The sequence below is a fragment of the Pseudoalteromonas sp. genome (genome assembly GCF_018402495.1).
Lineage (GTDB): Bacteria > Pseudomonadota > Gammaproteobacteria > Enterobacterales > Alteromonadaceae > Pseudoalteromonas.
This window is the reverse complement of sequence record NZ_JAGYIU010000002.1, coordinates 626,057-641,323: the sequence shown is the minus strand read 5'-3', so window position 1 is coordinate 641,323 and position 15,267 is coordinate 626,057. Positions and strand designations below refer to the sequence as shown.

General features: G+C 40.2%; 18 protein-coding genes. 7 read left to right on the top strand and 11 right to left on the bottom strand.

Annotation, left to right across the window (positions count from 1 at the left end):
* Nucleotide 1 precedes the first annotated feature (1 nt).
* From pcnB to sfsA, 4 genes are all read right to left on the bottom strand, one after another.
* Nucleotides 2-1,300 (bottom strand): polynucleotide adenylyltransferase PcnB, encoded by a 1,299-nt coding sequence (gene pcnB / locus KG708_RS08490; protein WP_213608958.1) that lies wholly within the window; start codon nucleotides 1,298-1,300, stop codon nucleotides 2-4.
* Nucleotides 1,301-1,605: 305 nt separating this feature from the next.
* A complete protein-coding gene (gluQRS, locus tag KG708_RS08485) occupies nucleotides 1,606-2,502 on the bottom strand; it encodes a tRNA glutamyl-Q(34) synthetase GluQRS (protein WP_213608957.1) in 897 nt (298 codons plus the stop codon).
* A gap of 13 nt (nucleotides 2,503-2,515) precedes the next feature.
* Nucleotides 2,516-2,959, bottom strand: coding sequence for an RNA polymerase-binding protein DksA (gene dksA / locus KG708_RS08480; protein ID WP_213608956.1), 444 nt, complete (start codon nucleotides 2,957-2,959; stop codon nucleotides 2,516-2,518).
* A 285-nt stretch (nucleotides 2,960-3,244) separates the two neighbouring features.
* The gene (gene sfsA / locus KG708_RS08475; protein ID WP_213608955.1) at nucleotides 3,245-3,964 is read right to left on the bottom strand and encodes a DNA/RNA nuclease SfsA; all 720 of its coding nucleotides are present in this window, start codon (nucleotides 3,962-3,964) and stop codon (nucleotides 3,245-3,247) included.
* 133 nt (nucleotides 3,965-4,097) lie between these two features.
* Between sfsA and pepB the strand changes: the two genes are divergently transcribed.
* On the top strand, nucleotides 4,098-5,396 hold the full coding sequence (gene pepB, locus KG708_RS08470; RefSeq protein WP_213608954.1) for an aminopeptidase PepB: 1,299 nt from the start codon (nucleotides 4,098-4,100) through the stop codon (nucleotides 5,394-5,396).
* Between the two features lie 174 nt (nucleotides 5,397-5,570).
* Entirely contained in the window at nucleotides 5,571-6,137 is a 567-nt protein-coding gene (locus KG708_RS08465) for a phosphoribosyltransferase family protein (RefSeq protein ID WP_213608953.1), read from the top strand.
* Nucleotides 6,138-6,186: 49 nt separating this feature from the next.
* On the opposite strand, the gene KG708_RS08460 is transcribed toward KG708_RS08465, so the two are convergent.
* Complete coding sequence (locus KG708_RS08460) at nucleotides 6,187-6,843, bottom strand: cyclic nucleotide-binding domain-containing protein (RefSeq protein WP_213608952.1); 657 nt, start codon at nucleotides 6,841-6,843, stop codon at nucleotides 6,187-6,189.
* Between the two features lie 276 nt (nucleotides 6,844-7,119).
* Here KG708_RS08460 and KG708_RS08455 point away from each other — a divergent pair, with 276 nt between their 5' ends.
* Nucleotides 7,120-7,356 (top strand): YgjV family protein, encoded by a 237-nt coding sequence (locus KG708_RS08455; RefSeq protein WP_213608951.1) that lies wholly within the window; start codon nucleotides 7,120-7,122, stop codon nucleotides 7,354-7,356.
* 26 nt (nucleotides 7,357-7,382) lie between these two features.
* On the opposite strand, the gene KG708_RS08450 is transcribed toward KG708_RS08455, so the two are convergent.
* The 5 genes from KG708_RS08450 to KG708_RS08430 form a co-directional block, all read right to left on the bottom strand.
* Nucleotides 7,383-9,071 (bottom strand): amidohydrolase, encoded by a 1,689-nt coding sequence (locus KG708_RS08450; protein WP_213608950.1) that lies wholly within the window; start codon nucleotides 9,069-9,071, stop codon nucleotides 7,383-7,385.
* A 474-nt stretch (nucleotides 9,072-9,545) separates the two neighbouring features.
* Entirely contained in the window at nucleotides 9,546-9,782 is a 237-nt protein-coding gene (locus tag KG708_RS08445; RefSeq protein WP_033102860.1) for a calcium-binding protein, read from the bottom strand.
* Between the two features lie 8 nt (nucleotides 9,783-9,790).
* Nucleotides 9,791-10,027 carry an EF-hand domain-containing protein gene (locus KG708_RS08440; protein ID WP_016900452.1) on the bottom strand — a complete coding sequence of 79 codons (237 nt, stop codon included), beginning with the start codon at nucleotides 10,025-10,027 and terminating at the stop codon, nucleotides 9,791-9,793.
* Nucleotides 10,028-10,183: 156 nt separating this feature from the next.
* The gene (locus tag KG708_RS08435; RefSeq protein WP_036956582.1) at nucleotides 10,184-10,411 is read right to left on the bottom strand and encodes a hypothetical protein; all 228 of its coding nucleotides are present in this window, start codon (nucleotides 10,409-10,411) and stop codon (nucleotides 10,184-10,186) included.
* A gap of 12 nt (nucleotides 10,412-10,423) precedes the next feature.
* Complete coding sequence (locus tag KG708_RS08430; RefSeq protein WP_013465728.1) at nucleotides 10,424-10,657, bottom strand: cag pathogenicity island protein Cag25; 234 nt, start codon at nucleotides 10,655-10,657, stop codon at nucleotides 10,424-10,426.
* Between the two features lie 296 nt (nucleotides 10,658-10,953).
* Here KG708_RS08430 and KG708_RS08425 point away from each other — a divergent pair, with 296 nt between their 5' ends.
* The 4 genes from KG708_RS08425 to KG708_RS08410 are packed head-to-tail and all read left to right on the top strand — an operon-like array spanning nucleotide 10,954 to nucleotide 14,820.
* Nucleotides 10,954-12,408 carry a HAMP domain-containing sensor histidine kinase gene (locus tag KG708_RS08425; RefSeq protein WP_213608949.1) on the top strand — a complete coding sequence of 485 codons (1,455 nt, stop codon included), beginning with the start codon at nucleotides 10,954-10,956 and terminating at the stop codon, nucleotides 12,406-12,408.
* A gap of 1 nt (nucleotide 12,409) precedes the next feature.
* Nucleotides 12,410-12,943 carry a hypothetical protein gene (locus KG708_RS08420; protein ID WP_213608948.1) on the top strand — a complete coding sequence of 178 codons (534 nt, stop codon included), beginning with the start codon at nucleotides 12,410-12,412 and terminating at the stop codon, nucleotides 12,941-12,943.
* A gap of 2 nt (nucleotides 12,944-12,945) precedes the next feature.
* Nucleotides 12,946-14,295 (top strand): sigma 54-interacting transcriptional regulator, encoded by a 1,350-nt coding sequence (locus tag KG708_RS08415; RefSeq protein WP_213608947.1) that lies wholly within the window; start codon nucleotides 12,946-12,948, stop codon nucleotides 14,293-14,295.
* A gap of 24 nt (nucleotides 14,296-14,319) precedes the next feature.
* The gene (locus KG708_RS08410) at nucleotides 14,320-14,820 is read left to right on the top strand and encodes a DUF1543 domain-containing protein (RefSeq protein WP_213608946.1); all 501 of its coding nucleotides are present in this window, start codon (nucleotides 14,320-14,322) and stop codon (nucleotides 14,818-14,820) included.
* A gap of 146 nt (nucleotides 14,821-14,966) precedes the next feature.
* On the opposite strand, the gene KG708_RS08405 is transcribed toward KG708_RS08410, so the two are convergent.
* The gene (locus tag KG708_RS08405; protein ID WP_213608945.1) at nucleotides 14,967-15,185 is read right to left on the bottom strand and encodes a hypothetical protein; all 219 of its coding nucleotides are present in this window, start codon (nucleotides 15,183-15,185) and stop codon (nucleotides 14,967-14,969) included.
* Between the last annotated feature and the right edge of the window lie 82 nt (nucleotides 15,186-15,267).

Genomic DNA, 15,267 nt, shown 5'->3' with positions numbered 1-15,267 from the left:
TTTACTCAGTTGGTTTTTTAGTGGTACGGCGACGAGGTCGTTTACGTGGTTTTGGTCCACCTTGATGACCGAGCTCCCGCACCATTTCTTTTTGACCATTAATATCTTGGCCTAAGTACTGTGTCCACCACTGTGCAAGTGCCGTATGCTCAGTTTCACCAGCATCAACACGTAGTAATAAAAAGTCGTAAGCGGCTTTAAAACGAGGCTGCTGTGTTAAGCGATAAGCACGTTGGCCTGCACGTTTGTCTAAACGTTGTTGAATATGCCAAATATCACGGGCGCCTAACGTAAAGCGTTTTGGTACAGCGATGTGCTGAGCATTTTCACTCAGTACTTTATTCATTGCTTGGGCAAAGGCATCGTATTCAGGCAGTTGTTCTTGACGTCTAATTTTTTCAGTACGTTCAACCAATGGAAACCACAGTAACGCTGCAAATACAAACGCAGGGGTGACTTTTTTCTCTGCATTAATACGAATATCTGTGTTTGCAAACATTTGTTTGATGAAGGTTTCTTCGAGTCCGCCTGGATTTTTATCTAAAATGCGGTCAAGCTCTGGGAATAACGATTTAAATAAACCGTACTGACGCAACATTAAAAAGTTTTGCTGTGCTTTACCATTTAAAAATAACTTAAGTATTTCTTCAAACAAACGTGCCGGTGGAATGTTATCAAGCAAACTAGCTAAAGCGGTTATTGGCTTTTCGCTTGCAGGTGCTATTTGCATATCGAGTTTAGTGGCAAAGCGCACCGCGCGAAGCATACGTACTGGGTCTTCACGGTAGCGCGTTTCAGGATCGCCAATTAACTCAATTTGTTTTGCCTTTATGGCCGCTAAACCATTGGCGTAATCATAAATACAAAAATCATTGATTGAGTAATATAAGGCATTGATTGAGAAATCACGACGCTCGGCATCTTCTTCAATGCTGCCAAATACGTTGTCGCGAAGTAGCTGCCCATGTTCGCTTGATTGGCTAATTTGATTTTTGTCTTCTTGTGCTTCGTGATGGCCGCGCATGGTGGCCACTTCAATAATCTCACGACCAAAAACAATGTGCGCTAAACGAAAGCGGCGGCCAATTAAACGGCAGTTACGAAACAGTTTTTTAACTTGCTCAGGGGTTGCATTGGTTACAACATCAAAATCTTTGGGTTGTTGACCTAACAATACATCGCGAATGCAACCACCAACTAAGTAGGCATCATAGCCACCATCTTTTAGGCGATAGAGTACTTTGATTGCATTTGGGCTAAATTGTTTGCGAGAAATACCATGCTCACCTCGAGGGATCACCAACGGTTCACTGCTGATTGCGACATCTTCGGCACTGGCATTCGGGCCGATAATTTGTCGACAAAATTGAAAAAGCTTGGAAATAATAGTCTGTCTCCTAGAGAAGCGGTTGATTGACTCGCCATTGCAATCAAAATGACAACAAGTACCTTCTCATAGAGCTGTACTTACTGTTTTATGTCATTAGCATATATTTAGGCGGCTATCATATACCAGCAAGGTGGAAAAATTAAGTTGCAGTGCTGAAATTAAGCCATTTTTAACGATTTTATTTGAATTTGTTACACCCAATCCGCGAAAGAGCGTTAAATCTGTATTTCACGCGTAGTGGGAACGCGGCTTAAGTTAAAATGTGCCACGGCCCAAGCAAGTAATTGCTCTGTGGTTAAATCCATAAGTTGGTTATGGGTTGGTAAACCTAAAAAGTTAAATACCGCTATCAAAGTCGGTTTGGGGTTTTGTTTGCAAACAGCGGGGGCGTAATTTTGTTTAGAGAGTTTAAATCCAGGTTTTGCTACCGCTAAAGGTAAATGAGCAAATTCTGGAATAGGGTGATCAAGTTGCTTAAACAGACTTATTTGACGGGCGGTAGGTTCAAGTAGATCAGCGCCTCTTACAATTCGATTGATCCCTTGCTCAATGTCATCAATAACCACCACCAGTTGATAGGCAAATAAACCGTCGCTGCGTTTTATTATGTAATCTTCATGGGCGAGAGCAGAGTCAACGTCAATACGCCCTTGAATAAGGTCGTTATAAGTGACGGTTGCATGGTATTGAGTTAAGCGAAGGGCATGGCCCTGTTCACTGAGTTGGCTATGTTTACATTGCCCTTGATAAATTCCGCCTTGTGCTTTTATTTGCTTACGTGAACATTGGCAGGCATAAATAAGGTGTTGTTTTGACAGTGAATTGACTGCATCTTGATAAATATTAAGACGCTGTGTTTGATACACAACGTTTTCATCCCAATTAAGGCAGTAGGCGTCTAAGGTATTTAGGATATCGGTGGCTGCGCCTTTAACAACGCGAGTTGTGTCTATATCTTCAATGCGTACTAACCATTTCCCTTGGTTAACTTTTGCATCTAGGTAGCTTCCTACAGCCGCCACAAGTGAACCAAAATGTAACGGCCCCGAAGGAGACGGTGCAAATCGGCCGCGATAGTCAGGTACTTGCGCGATAACGGCTGTAGAAGACATGGCTATAACTTAATTAGCCACGTCCAGCTTGCTTTTCTTTAATTTCAGCAAGTGTTTTACAGTCTACACATAAATCAGCAGTAGGACGTGCTTCTAAACGACGAATGCCAATTTCAATACCACAAGACTCACAAAATCCAAACTCATCTTCTTTAATTAAAGCGATTGTTTTTTCAATTTTTTTAATTAATTTGCGTTCGCGGTCACGAGTACGAAGCTCTAATGAGAACTCCTCTTCTTGTGCTGCGCGGTCAACGGGATCAGGAAAGTTAGCTGCTTCGTCTTGCATGTGTGACTTAGTACGATCAACTTCGTTCCGTAAATCATTACGCCAAGTTTCTAAAATTGTTTTAAAATGAGCACGTTGTGCTTCATTCATGTACTCTTCACCCGGTTTTTCTTGGTATGGTTCTAAACCGGCTTGAGCCAATAAACCATGTCTTTTTTGGTCTGGCATAACTCTCTCCTAAATCCTTAATTTAATGCCTCAGCATTAGCCGGCGGTATAAATAACAGAAACTCATACCCTAGGCAAATTTATTTTTAAATAATCGAATTAGCTTCAACCCTGTTTAGCTATATAAAAGTAGCCCAAGCAGTGTTTATACTTTTTTATTACAGTATTGGTTTATAAACTGGCGTTGTTATATGGGCTAAAATAGTAAAAACAACTTATCTTTTACTTTTTAGTTAAGTATTTTTTAGGTGTAGCACAATACCAGCGTTTAAATGCTCAACTTATTCACCCTATAAACGCTACTTTTTTAATTAAGGTAACTTCGCTGGCTGAAATGTCTGCTTTATAAGCTAATACTTCTACGCCTTGCTCAATGGCGTCGCTAAGTAGTTGTGCATAGGTTGAGTCAATATGCGCCGCGGCGCTCACTTGGGTGATGCCTTGATGCAGCACCGCAAATAGTAATACCGCACGGTGCCCTTGTTTTACCATGGCGATTAATTCGCGAATATGCTTTTGCCCGCGAACTGTTTGCGCATCAGGGAAGTAACCTTGGCCGCTTTGTGGATGCTCTTCACTTAACAGCGTGACAGATTTAACTTCAACATAGCAATTGGCTTTGCAGTTGTGGGTAAGTAAAAAGTCAATGCGGCTGTTTTCACTGCCATACTTCACTTCACTTTGTATTTGTTGATAGCCTGTAAGCTCATCAATAACCCCATTATTAAGTGCTTCTTCGACCACTTTATTGGCGATAGCGGTATTTACACAAATAAGCTGTGATAAATTATTTTGCGTCAGCTCTAATGAATGTGGGTATTTTCGTTTGGTGTTATTGCTAGTGGAGTAAAGCGCATTAAAGCCTGAGTCGGCACAGCCCGTCATTTTACCTGTATTAGCACAATGAGCGGTAAAAGTAGTGCCATCACTGAGCTCTAAATCAGCTAAAAAGCGTTTGTAACGCTTTAATAAAGTGGCAGATTGCAATGGTGGGAGGTACTTCATCATGACTTCCAGAACTTAGGTTAACTAAAATAAAGGTTTACAGGCGGATTGAGGTTATTTACCGCAAGCAGTTGGGAACTTAAGCGCTCTATAGTAAACTCAACCGCACATTTAAGTGCAAGGATATTCTAACATGAGTGAAAAATTTGTTGTTCAATTAAGCGAGCAGTTGGCACCAAGGCATTGGGGCGAAAGTGCATCATTATCTTTTAACGAACACGGTGCAACGGTTCATTTATCTGAGCAAGAAACATTAAAAAATGTGCAAAAAGCGGGTCGTACTATTGCAAGCCAAGGCATTAAAAACGTCGTACTTGCAGGTGATGTATGGTGTACAGAGAGCCAATGGGCATTTTATCAAGGCTTTGTTTCACCAAAAGTACTAAACGGTGTTGAGTTTGTTGATAACGCACAATCTGATCTTAAAGAACTCGCTGATTTAAAAGCGTCAGCAACATGGGCACGTGAAATGATTAATGGCACTGCTGATGACATTTATCCAGAAAGCCTAGCTGAAAAAGCGGCTGAATTTATTCAATCACTTGCACCAGAGCATGTTAGCTATCAAATAATAAAAGGCGATGCGCTATTAGAACAGCAGTGGATTGGTATTCATGCCGTAGGTCGTGGTAGTGAGCGTCCGCCAGTATTACTTGAGCTTGATTACAACCCAACTGGCGATGAGAACGCACCGGTAAGCGCAGCACTTGTTGGTAAAGGTATTACGTTTGACTCAGGTGGTTACTCAATTAAACCAAGTGAAGGTATGTTGGGTATGAAGTGCGACATGGGTGGTGCAGCAACCGTAACCGCAGGTTTAGCACTGGCAATTAGCCGTGGTGTAGAAAAGCGTATTAAGTTGTTTTTATGTTGTGCAGAGAACTTAATTTCGGGTAATGCATACAAACTAGGTGACATTCTTACTTACAAAAATGGCACAACCGTTGAAATTGTAAACACCGATGCTGAAGGGCGTTTAGTATTGGCTGATGGCTTAATGGCCGCAGGCGAGACAGGCGCTCCGCTTATTATTGATGCAGCAACCCTTACTGGTGCAGCCCTTGTTGCTGTTGGTCAAGAGTACAACGCATTGTTTGCCCTTGATAAAGAGCTAGTGCGTGAAGTGGAAGACTTTGCGTCACAAGAAATGGAAGCAGCATGGCCATTACCACTTGAAAAATGGCATCAACAAAACTGCCCATCGCCGTATGCGGATACAGCAAATAGCCGCGCCCAAAAAGGCGGTGGTTTCGGTGGTGCATCTAACGCAGCTGGTTTCTTATCTCGCTTTGTGCCAAACGATGGCAAAGGCTGGGTACACATCGATTTAGCTGCTGCATTTAATATGGGTGGTAGCACAAGTCAATGGGCTTCAGGTGCAACTACACAAGGTATGCGTACCGTAGCACGTACCCTTCTTGAAAAGGCATAATCTACTGAGATTACGCATTAGTTAAAAAATAGGTACCTTCGGGTGCCTATTTTTTTATGCGCCAAACAAGCAATTTTGTTTTATTTACGGTAAAATCCTCCGCCACTAGGTGTTTGGGCATCTGCCTTTATTTAATTCTGCTCAAATATTATACATATCACTGGGATCCTTACTATGTCAGAAAAGTGCTATATCACGGCTCAACAATTACTTGAAGATTCATTCCGCGTAGCGGCACAAGTGTATAAAGATGGCTTTCGTCCAGATTTTATTATAGGTATTTGGCGCGGTGGTGCTCCAATCGGGATTGCGGTTCAAGAATATTATGATTACAAAGGTATAGAAACCGATCATATTGCGGTTCGTACTTCGTCTTATTATGGTATTGGCAAGCAATCAAAAGAAATAAAAGTACATGGTTTACACTACATTGTTGAAAACGCGAATGCAGGTGACTCATTACTGATTGTTGATGATGTGTTTGACTCTGGCCGCAGCATTGTAGCGCTTAAAGAGAAGCTTTCTGAACTGATGCGTTTAAATTTACCCCGTGATATTCGCATTGCTTGCCCATATTACAAGCCAAAAAATTCAAAAGTAGATATTGTGCCAGATTACTACATTCATGAATCTGAAGAATGGCTTGTATTCCCACATGAATTATCAGGATTAACACCGGATGAAATCATTGAGGGTAAATCAGATCTAGCTAATATTCACGATCTTTTACTTGAAAAGTAAGTATTACTTTAAACAATAAAAAAGGCCTTAATGGCCTTTTTTATTGTCTTTAAAGCTGTGCAAAGCTATCTACATAGTCACTTAATTTTGGTATATCGACAGCTTGCAGTCCTTGCGTGCTTCTTTGCACTAAGTTTTTCTCTACTAACTCACTCACTACACGCCTGTATGCACGCTCAGTGGTTGCAAAGCGCTCTGCTTCTGCATTTACCGTAGGGTAAGCACGTAACAAGGTGGGATTGTTATTCTCTGCACGTAATAAGCAATCTTTGGCAATATTATAACTCAGTGGTAATAACAGCTTATCTAAATTAATTTTTTGATTTTCTTGAAACTTAGCCGCAATGGTTTGTGCTGTGTATAAGCTAAGTTCTGGTTTATCGAGTAATAATGTACGCCAATGCTTTAGTTCAATCAGGTTATAGGTAACATCGCTAAAACAGGTAACCGTGTATATGCAGGGGTTATTATTGAGCGCTTCGATTTCGCCAATTAAGGTATTGTTACAGTCAAGTTGGCCAAGTAGCAGGCGCCGGCCATTACCTACATCGTAACTAAACGATACAGTACCACTGCGCACCAACACCAACTTAGTTAACGGCTGGTCTTGCTGTATTAATATTTCTTTTTTTGATTGCTGAAAACGACTACCGGCAAACGTCAGCAGTTGTTCAACAAGATAACTGGAAAAATGGTATTGAAACATCAATTATGCTCTTCGGACAATTGTCCTATTTATTACATCTTAATGACGATAGCATTAAGATTATAAGTTTATGCTAACTTGCCCACGCCCTTAATATAATTAATGGCGTTAAATGGCCTTCATTCTTCCGTGTAATGACTAAAAATTGTGGTATTAACCGTATATTTTAAGGTTTTTTGGTAAGTTAGCTTTTTTATTTTAACTACTGCTTAGCGTAGCTTAATAATGTACTAAAATTTAACGCGTAATACTAACCTAAAGCCTAGGAGAGAACAATTGAGTTGGGAATATTTAGGTTATTTAGCATCCGCCTTATTAGTTATATCCTTGACCATGACTGATGTAACCAAACTACGTTGGTTTAATTTATTTGGCTGTATTGCGTTTACTTTTTACGGCGCGGCTATAGGCTCAGTGCCGGTGGCTTTTACCAATGGCTTGTTGGCTTTGGTCAATGTTTATCACATTATTAAGCTATATCGTCAGTCTAAAATTAATACAAAAAAGGGTTAACATGAGTTAACCCTTTTTTGTTTTTATTACTCAGCTTTTGTGACGTCTTTTTCGTAGCGTAACTTACCCGCAATCCACGTTTGCAGTACCTGAGTTTTGTAAAGCTGCTCAATGGGGACTTTAAAGTAGTCTTGATCAACCAGTATAAAGTCAGCCCATTTACCTTGCTCTAAGCTCCCTAATTTAAACTCTTGATGGGCTGCATATGCGCCACCGAGTGTAAATGCACGTAATGCATCTTCTCTGCTTAATACTTCACTGGCGCGCCAGCCGTTTTCAGGGCGTTGGTTATGATCCATGCGTGTTATGGCTGAATATAAGCCATCAAACGGGTTTGCCAGCTCCACTGGGTAATCAGAACCCGCGGCAATGATCGATCCCTGATCTAAGAAGGTTTGCCAAGCATAAGCGCCTTGGAGTTGCTTATCGGTTAAACGCTGCTCTGCCATATGCATGTCAGATGTAGCATGCACAGGTTGCATTGATGGAATTATTTTCAGGGTTTTAAAGCGCGGTATATCCTTTGGCGAGACGATTTGTGCATGCTCCATACGATTACGCAATAGTATGCCACCGGTTTGTTTAAATACATTTTGATAAGCATCGAGCACAATTTTATTGGCTCTATCGCCAATGGCGTGGGTATTTGCACTAAACCCGCTTTTAAAAGTGAGTGTAAATAATTGTTCTAGCTTTTGTTGGGTTTCAAGCATTAGACCAAAGTGATTTGCTCTGTCTGCGTATTCTTCAATAAGCGCGGCACCGCGTGACCCTAAGGCACCATCAGCGTAAATTTTTACACTGCGGATAGATAAAAAGTCCTGCGCATCTTGATAACGACCAGCTTTAAGCATAGCGCTTAAGTCAGGACTTGCTGCACTTAACATCGCTACAATCCTCAGCGGTAATGTACCTAACTCGGCGCGCTGTTTATAAACTTGCCAGGTGGTTTTATCAATACCTGCATCGTGGGTTGAGGTAATGCCTAAACTTAATAAATGTTTACCTGCGGCATCTAATGCATTGCTAACTGATTGCGCAGACGTTGCAGGCATATGCTGAGTAACTAAGGTTTCTGCTTTATCGATAAAAATACCGGTGGGTTTACCAAACTCATCTTTTATAATTTCTCCACCACTAGGAGATAATGTGTCTGCATTAATATTGGCAAGTTCCAGTGCTTTTGAATTAACCCAAATAGCATGGCTATCTACTCGCGATAAAACAACAGGGCGGTCGCTGACGACTTTGTCTAAATCAGCAGCGGTAGGGAAGCGGGTGTCGGACCATAGCTCTTGGTTCCAGCCCCGACCAATGATCCAACCTTCTTTGCCTTTGGCAAATTCGTTGAGCTTATCGGTTATTTCATCTACCGATTTTGCGCCGCGCACATCCAGTTGTGACAAGTTTTCACCCAGGCCAATTACGTGTCCGTGGGCATCAATGAGCCCTGGTAATAAGGTTTTTCCATTGGCGTCAATTAGGGTTGCGCCCGGGAAGCTATTTTTTAAGCTGTCAGGACCTGTTTTTACTACTTTGCCATCTTTTATGACTAAGGTTGTAAATGTATTTACTTCGCCGTGGCGCATTTTTCCTTTGTATAAAGGGGTGTAGCCATTGGCATTATATATTACTTTCGTTTGTGCAATTGCCACACTAGATAAGGCGCAGAGGCTTGCTAGTAATACCGGTTTAATTAATTTATTGAGTTGCATAAGAGGTATGTTGTTATTATTTGTACTATCACAGTAGCAAACTCAAATTTAGAATACCAATAGCATAATTTATTAATAGTCGAATAAGCCCAGCTTTTAGCTTGAGCAAGCAAATTCAGGGTGGGATAGGGTGCGTGTTAACAGGAAAGAATTTATTTAATCTTCTCAAATAAAGCCTAATTAACTAGGGTCTGTTGACCTTTCAAGGTTAAATTTGCAGCAGTCTGTTTGGTATTTAGGCAAGGCAGAGCCTATGTGGTGTGGTTATTCCCCATAAATAGGTGATAACGCAGCATCAATGCCAAACAGGCGCTGCCCTTCGGGTTCTGCCTAGGGGCGATTTACTCTTTGTTGCTCGGTTTTTACTTAGCCCACTAGGTTACAAACCTCGCGCCGCGATTAAACCGCCCCTAGTTTGAACAAATTTTAATCCGCAAAGGTCAACAGACCCTAGGCTTTATTTCAGGGAGCTATTTATTTACTGGCGTACAAACTATATTCGCTTAATGACAATTGTGCATCTTTGTCACGGTCGTAGCTGCCAAAGCGTGACCATAAAGCAGGATCACTGGCAGTTTCCGAACGAGTTAAAAAGCCATCTTGATTACGGTCAAGTTTTTCAAATTCTGAGGCAATATAACTGCTTGTCGCAAAGCTCATGCAGCTAACAACAGTAAGCGTTAGTAAAATAATATGGCGGATAGGTTTCATCTAAATACTCAGTACAAATTGGTGGTTAGATAGTTTTTAAACTCAGTTAAAGAAATTCTGTTGTCTTGATTTTCATCCCAATTTGAAAATGAGTTTAATAGCTGAGGCTGAGCAGCAAGCTCGCTATGGGTTAAATACCCGTCGTTGTTGGTGTCTAGATGTTCAAAGCGTTGCTTTACATCAAGTGCACATGCACTATGGCTAACAAATAGTAAAGCACCGATAAGGAGAAGCTGTATTTTCATGGTTGGCGTTCCAAGGCATATTTTAATTGCTGGCAGTAATGAAATAAAGCACTTGCCATAATTTAAATCCCAACATTAAATCCGTTTACACACTCCCTCAGGGATTATGGCAAGTGCTTTTAACTCTATACTAATAGATTAAACTTGAATCTAAACTTAAGGTTTAAAGTTTTGGAATTCTTTTTTAGAAATCATCTCGTTATTATCTTTGTCTAAATCGGCAAACTGCTTAAGTAATTGTTTATCTTGCTTTGCCTCAACAAGCGATATTTGGTTATCCATATTTTTATCTAAATGCATAAAACGTACATTTAATGGCGATGCCAGTGCGGTGGCACTAATGGCTAAAAATAGGAGCGAAAAAGCACCAATTAGTTGTTTCATGAATGTACTCCTTTATTTTATAAACAGCTTAAATTCGTTTAGAGATATGAGCCCGTTTTCATCGGTGTCTATCTGTGCAAAGTTCTCATGTAATAAAGCATCTTCACCTGCTTCAGCTTCACTTAATGTGCCATTACTGTCTTTGTCTAAACGATTAAATTCAGCATCTACATCAAGAGCGAATAAATGAGTACTGGTTAGGCACAAACCGATAAGTGCAGCGTTCTGTAAATTGTTTTTGAACATTCCTTGGCTCTTTTTAGATTAATATTAATGTTCTCGTAACAAAAATGATGCCAATATTTATTTTTATTAATAATCAGTGAGTTATGTTTTTTTTGTGATGGTTGGTGCGTAATTTTTACAAGTAACTGTGTGTTTTATGCAACAATTTTGCAGTTAAAAGTGTTTAAAATTTTTTAAATCAATGGTTTAACTTGTTGCCGTTTAGAGGCTGTAGGGCGTTTTTATTCTTGAAGTTCAGCGAGTGTATAAGTTGATGGCTCAATAATGGAGCGATAAATATGGCAAAGGATTTTTATATGCCTTTATTAATAGCTAAAAAGTACAGAGTATTGGTAAATTGGCGTCCCAATTTAATCAGCCAATTTGTAATGAGCATGCTGTTGTCGCTGCTACCCTTATCGATTGTGGTAATTGTGTTTTTAAATGTATTAAATAAGCAATTAGCAGTTACCCGGCAAATTGTAGATAATAACTATCAAGTTACTAAGTCATTTAATTTGCTTAAACAAGAGCTTAATAGTTTAGAAAGAGCAACAAGGCAAAACTGGGTATTAAAGAGCGACTCACTCGATAAGCTAATCGTAGATAAATGGCAATCATCATTGCAAAACATCAATGAGCTAAAACAGCTTTCAAATAACCAAGCAAATACACAGCAATGGCAACGGCTAACGGATACTTTGCAAACGGCGCATACTCAACTTGTACTTGAAGCGCGCCAACAAGCTGAATTATTTGTGCCAATCAGCGAAATACTAGCGGAGCTAACATTGTGGTTACGTGAGGAAAATGAAGCCAAAATCACTCAAAACCAAATTAAGCTCACAAATTTACAAGCTTCCTTTATAAACTGGTTGATTGCACTTACGCCTTTAACGCTGCTTGTTGGCGGCGGTTTTTTGTGGCGCATAAGCGGGCGCTTAAAAAGCTTAACCTCAGTGATTGATAAATTAGGCCAAGGAGATTGGCAGCAAAAAATATCGGTGCAGGGATCAGCTGAACTCATAGAGTTAGGTAACAAGTTGCAGTGGGTGCAAGCGCAGCTGCATATGTTAGAACAACAAAAAGATACATTTTTACGCCACGTTACTCACGAATTAAAAACCCCTTTGGCTTCTATGGTTGAGGGCACTGAATTACTAGCCGATGAAATCGTTGGCCCCATCAATAACGAGCAAAAAGCGGTACTTGGGCTGATCAGTCAATCGATGGTGAGGCTACGTACCATGATAGACAGTTTATTGAGTTATAACGCCATTCGCACCAGTAAAGACAACGTCAGTGAAGTGGAATTTAATCAGCTAATAAAAAAGGTAAATAACCACTTTGAGCACCGCTTAAATGCGCGAGAACAATCGCTTATTTGGCACAATAGTTTACCTAATATTTCTCTTAGCTTGCCACGGGAGTTAATTGAAATGATTTTAATTCAGTTAATTTCCAATGGCTTAAAGTTTTCTCAGCCAAACCAAGTCGTTACTATTAGCTTGAGTCTAGAAAATAACGGCCTAAATATGCAGGTAGCAGATGAGGGCTGTGGCATTAAAGAGCATGAAAGAGAACATGTTTTTGGGGCGTTTTATCAAGGTAAACATACCAAAGAGATTAGCTTACAAGGCAGTGGTTTAGGCCTTACTATAGTCAAAGAGTCAGTTGAACAGTTACATGGGCAACTAAAAATTGAGCATAATGAGCCGCAAGGCTGTCGATTTAACATTGTCATCCCCTATAAAAATAAAGGAGTTAAATAATATGTCTGCGCGTTTAATGGCTATTGTATGGCTAACCAGCAGTCTTGTTTTTTTATCTGGGTGTGAAATAACAAACACTCAAACACAGGGTGAATCAGCATTAAATGTATCCTCTCAGCCAGATAGCAAAACGAATCAGCCAAACCCCAAACCTCGGCCAAAAGCAGAGCCAATATATCCGCCTGCAGCGCAAGTTATTGCTTGGCATGCCAATCAGTGCGGTGGTTTTAAATTAGCGCCTAGCAATGAAACCTACTTAGGGGAGCAAGCACTGAAAGCGTTTTTTAGTACAGCATGTTTAAAGCTTAGTAGTGACCCCAATACTGTGATGAGTCAATTACTTAAGCTGGATCAGGCGTACTATTGGACCGATGATATAAAGCACTATTTATGGCTGCAAAAACAGCAGGTATTAAGGCAAATAAATGCACAAAAACAACAGCAAGCATTGAACGCCAAAATGCAAAAAACCTTGTCGTCATTAGCCGCAATTGAACAGCAACTTTTACTACGTGAAGAAACCAAGGAGCAGTAACTATGTCAGTCACACTTCCATCAAGTGCTAAAGTTTTACTCGTTGATGATGATGCCAGCTTGCTGCAATTACTGGCGATTCGAATTCAATCAAAGGGTTATGAAGTAACGATCTGTGATAGTGGTATGAACGCATTGCAACTACTTAAAAACCAAGTGTTTGATGCGGTGATCACCGATTTAAGAATGGATGAAATGGACGGCATGGCGCTTCACCGACAGCTGCAAAACCGCTACCCTGCGTTGCCTGTTATTATGATGACGGCTCATGGATCTATCCCTGATGCGGTAGAGGCCACCAAGCAAGGTATTTTTGCCTTTATCACAAAACCCGTTGATAAAGATGAGCTGTTTGACAGCCTAGCTAAAGCCATTGAGATACATGGGGTTAATAATGATGAAGTCGCCCCGCAAAGTAATATTGTCACCCGCAGTGGCGCTATGCTGCATTTGTTGGAGCAAGTGAAACTATTAGGGCCTACACAAGTTAACGTGCTTATTTCTGGTGCCAGCGGTACCGGTAAAGAGTTGCTTGCGCAGGCGATTCATCAGCATAGCCATGTTAGTGATGGTCCATTTGTGGCAATAAACTGTGGGGCCGTGCCTGGTGAGCTATTAGAATCAGAGCTATTTGGTCACAAAAAAGGGGCATTTACAGGAGCTGTAAAAGACCACCAAGGGTTATTTCAGCAAGCGCAAGGCGGTACCTTATTTTTAGACGAAATTGGTGATATGCCGCTTAATTTACAAGTTAAGTTATTGCGTGTGCTGCAAGAAAAAACCATTCGCCCAGTGGGCTTTCAAGAAGAAATTCCTATTAATGTGCGAATTGTTTCTGCAACCCACAAAAACCTGCCTGAAGCGATTAGTAATCAACAGTTTAGAGAAGATTTATACTACCGGTTAAACGTCGTAAACTTAAAGCTGCCCCCGCTGTGTGAACGCCGTGAAGATATTAGCTTATTAGCCAACTTTTTTAGTGCCAACATCGCAAAGCGTATGGAGCAAAAAGAAAAGCGCTTTGCAAACGATGCCATGCATGCCCTAGTAAGGTATGATTGGCCAGGTAATATACGTCAATTACAAAATGTAGTGGAGCAAGTGGTTGCGTTGACTCCTAGTGAGGTTATATCTGAACATTTAGTGCTTAGTGCCCTAAACAGTAATGAAAGTAACGTTGAGCCATTATCACTTAATGAAGCTAAAAAAGAGTTTGAACGAGACTATGTAATTAATACCCTGAAAATGGCAGGAGGCAATGTGGCAGAAGGCGCCAAACTTGCCAAGCGTAATCGTTCTGATTTTTATAAGCTGATTAAAAAGCATGAGATTGACGTAGATAGTTTAATTTAATTTGGTTTTTAAAAGGAAGTGAGCATGCAGTTATTCATGGTGTATTTAGGTGGACGCATTCAAGGTTGTCACATAGAAATGCACGACGTACGTTTTGTGGTAGGCCAAAATATTGAGCAAACCTATACCAAACTAAAAAGCCAATGGGTGGGTGATAAAAACAGTGTACACATGGATAGCTACATGGCGGTTAATCACATTGATGGTTATAAAATCGAGGTAGTTGATAGTTATGTAGAGCAAAATAAGCAACTTTATTTTGTTAACTTAGGTGCTTACAGAAGCGACTCAATGGCAGAGCAACACGACTTTGCTTTGTATGTTGCCAGTAGTAGTGAAGAAGCGAAACAACGCGCTAAAAATGACTTATTAGCAGGGCTGAGTCATCTTCATAAAGATGATTTATATGATGTTGATGACTGCTTTGCGATTGACTTGCTCGATAGCCAATTAAATATAAAGTTGACCCCAAGTGGCAAAGCACAAACAATTAAACCCGACTGGTTTGGCTATTATGTATTGTAGATATTGGAAGGTTTATGTAAAAATATGGTTTATACTTTTGCTGGTTGACTTATTTGGCTGTATATTTACCAACAGATCCTATGTTATCTAGAAAAGTCACTAAAGCAGAAAAACCTATCAATAACGTATGTTGAGTAATAAAAATATTACTCGTTACTTTCTTGTTGTTCACTTTTAGCAGCCATTTTAAACGCTATGACAACCAGACCAAACATAGCAAATGGAATAGCTGCAAGTAGGTACTCTACTAAACGGCTATCCTGATAATTAGCTTGTAGCAAAAAATGCCCCGCAACACACATAATAATAACCACGAATAAGATAGGCAGTAGCATTATTTCTTTTTTTGCTGAGTGGTTTTTCATTAATATTTAACGTTTTATATAAAAATCATATTAGTATTGTAATGATCTAACAGGGTGTTGGTCAAACAGCACAGCTTTTTTA

Excerpts from the sequence above, each read along its gene's own strand:
- gluQRS (WP_213608957.1), bottom strand. The coding sequence starts at position 2,502 with ATGTCTTCTACAGCCGTTATCGCGCAAGTACCTGACTATCGCGGCCGA.
- dksA (WP_213608956.1), bottom strand. The coding sequence starts at position 2,959 with ATGCCAGACCAAAAAAGACATGGTTTATTGGCTCAAGCCGGTTTAGAA.
- sfsA (WP_213608955.1), bottom strand. The coding sequence starts at position 3,964 with ATGAAGTACCTCCCACCATTGCAATCTGCCACTTTATTAAAGCGTTAC.
- pepB (WP_213608954.1), top strand. The coding sequence starts at position 4,098 with ATGAGTGAAAAATTTGTTGTTCAATTAAGCGAGCAGTTGGCACCAAGG.
- KG708_RS08465 (WP_213608953.1), top strand. The coding sequence starts at position 5,571 with ATGTCAGAAAAGTGCTATATCACGGCTCAACAATTACTTGAAGATTCA.
- KG708_RS08460 (WP_213608952.1), bottom strand. The coding sequence starts at position 6,843 with ATGTTTCAATACCATTTTTCCAGTTATCTTGTTGAACAACTGCTGACG.
- KG708_RS08450 (WP_213608950.1), bottom strand. The coding sequence starts at position 9,071 with ATGCAACTCAATAAATTAATTAAACCGGTATTACTAGCAAGCCTCTGC.
- KG708_RS08445 (WP_033102860.1), bottom strand. The coding sequence starts at position 9,782 with ATGAAACCTATCCGCCATATTATTTTACTAACGCTTACTGTTGTTAGC.
- KG708_RS08440 (WP_016900452.1), bottom strand. The coding sequence starts at position 10,027 with ATGAAAATACAGCTTCTCCTTATCGGTGCTTTACTATTTGTTAGCCAT.
- KG708_RS08435 (WP_036956582.1), bottom strand. The coding sequence starts at position 10,411 with ATGAAACAACTAATTGGTGCTTTTTCGCTCCTATTTTTAGCCATTAGT.
- KG708_RS08430 (WP_013465728.1), bottom strand. The coding sequence starts at position 10,657 with ATGTTCAAAAACAATTTACAGAACGCTGCACTTATCGGTTTGTGCCTA.
- KG708_RS08425 (WP_213608949.1), top strand. The coding sequence starts at position 10,954 with ATGCCTTTATTAATAGCTAAAAAGTACAGAGTATTGGTAAATTGGCGT.
- KG708_RS08420 (WP_213608948.1), top strand. The coding sequence starts at position 12,410 with ATGTCTGCGCGTTTAATGGCTATTGTATGGCTAACCAGCAGTCTTGTT.
- KG708_RS08415 (WP_213608947.1), top strand. The coding sequence starts at position 12,946 with ATGTCAGTCACACTTCCATCAAGTGCTAAAGTTTTACTCGTTGATGAT.
- KG708_RS08410 (WP_213608946.1), top strand. The coding sequence starts at position 14,320 with ATGCAGTTATTCATGGTGTATTTAGGTGGACGCATTCAAGGTTGTCAC.
- KG708_RS08405 (WP_213608945.1), bottom strand. The coding sequence starts at position 15,185 with ATGAAAAACCACTCAGCAAAAAAAGAAATAATGCTACTGCCTATCTTA.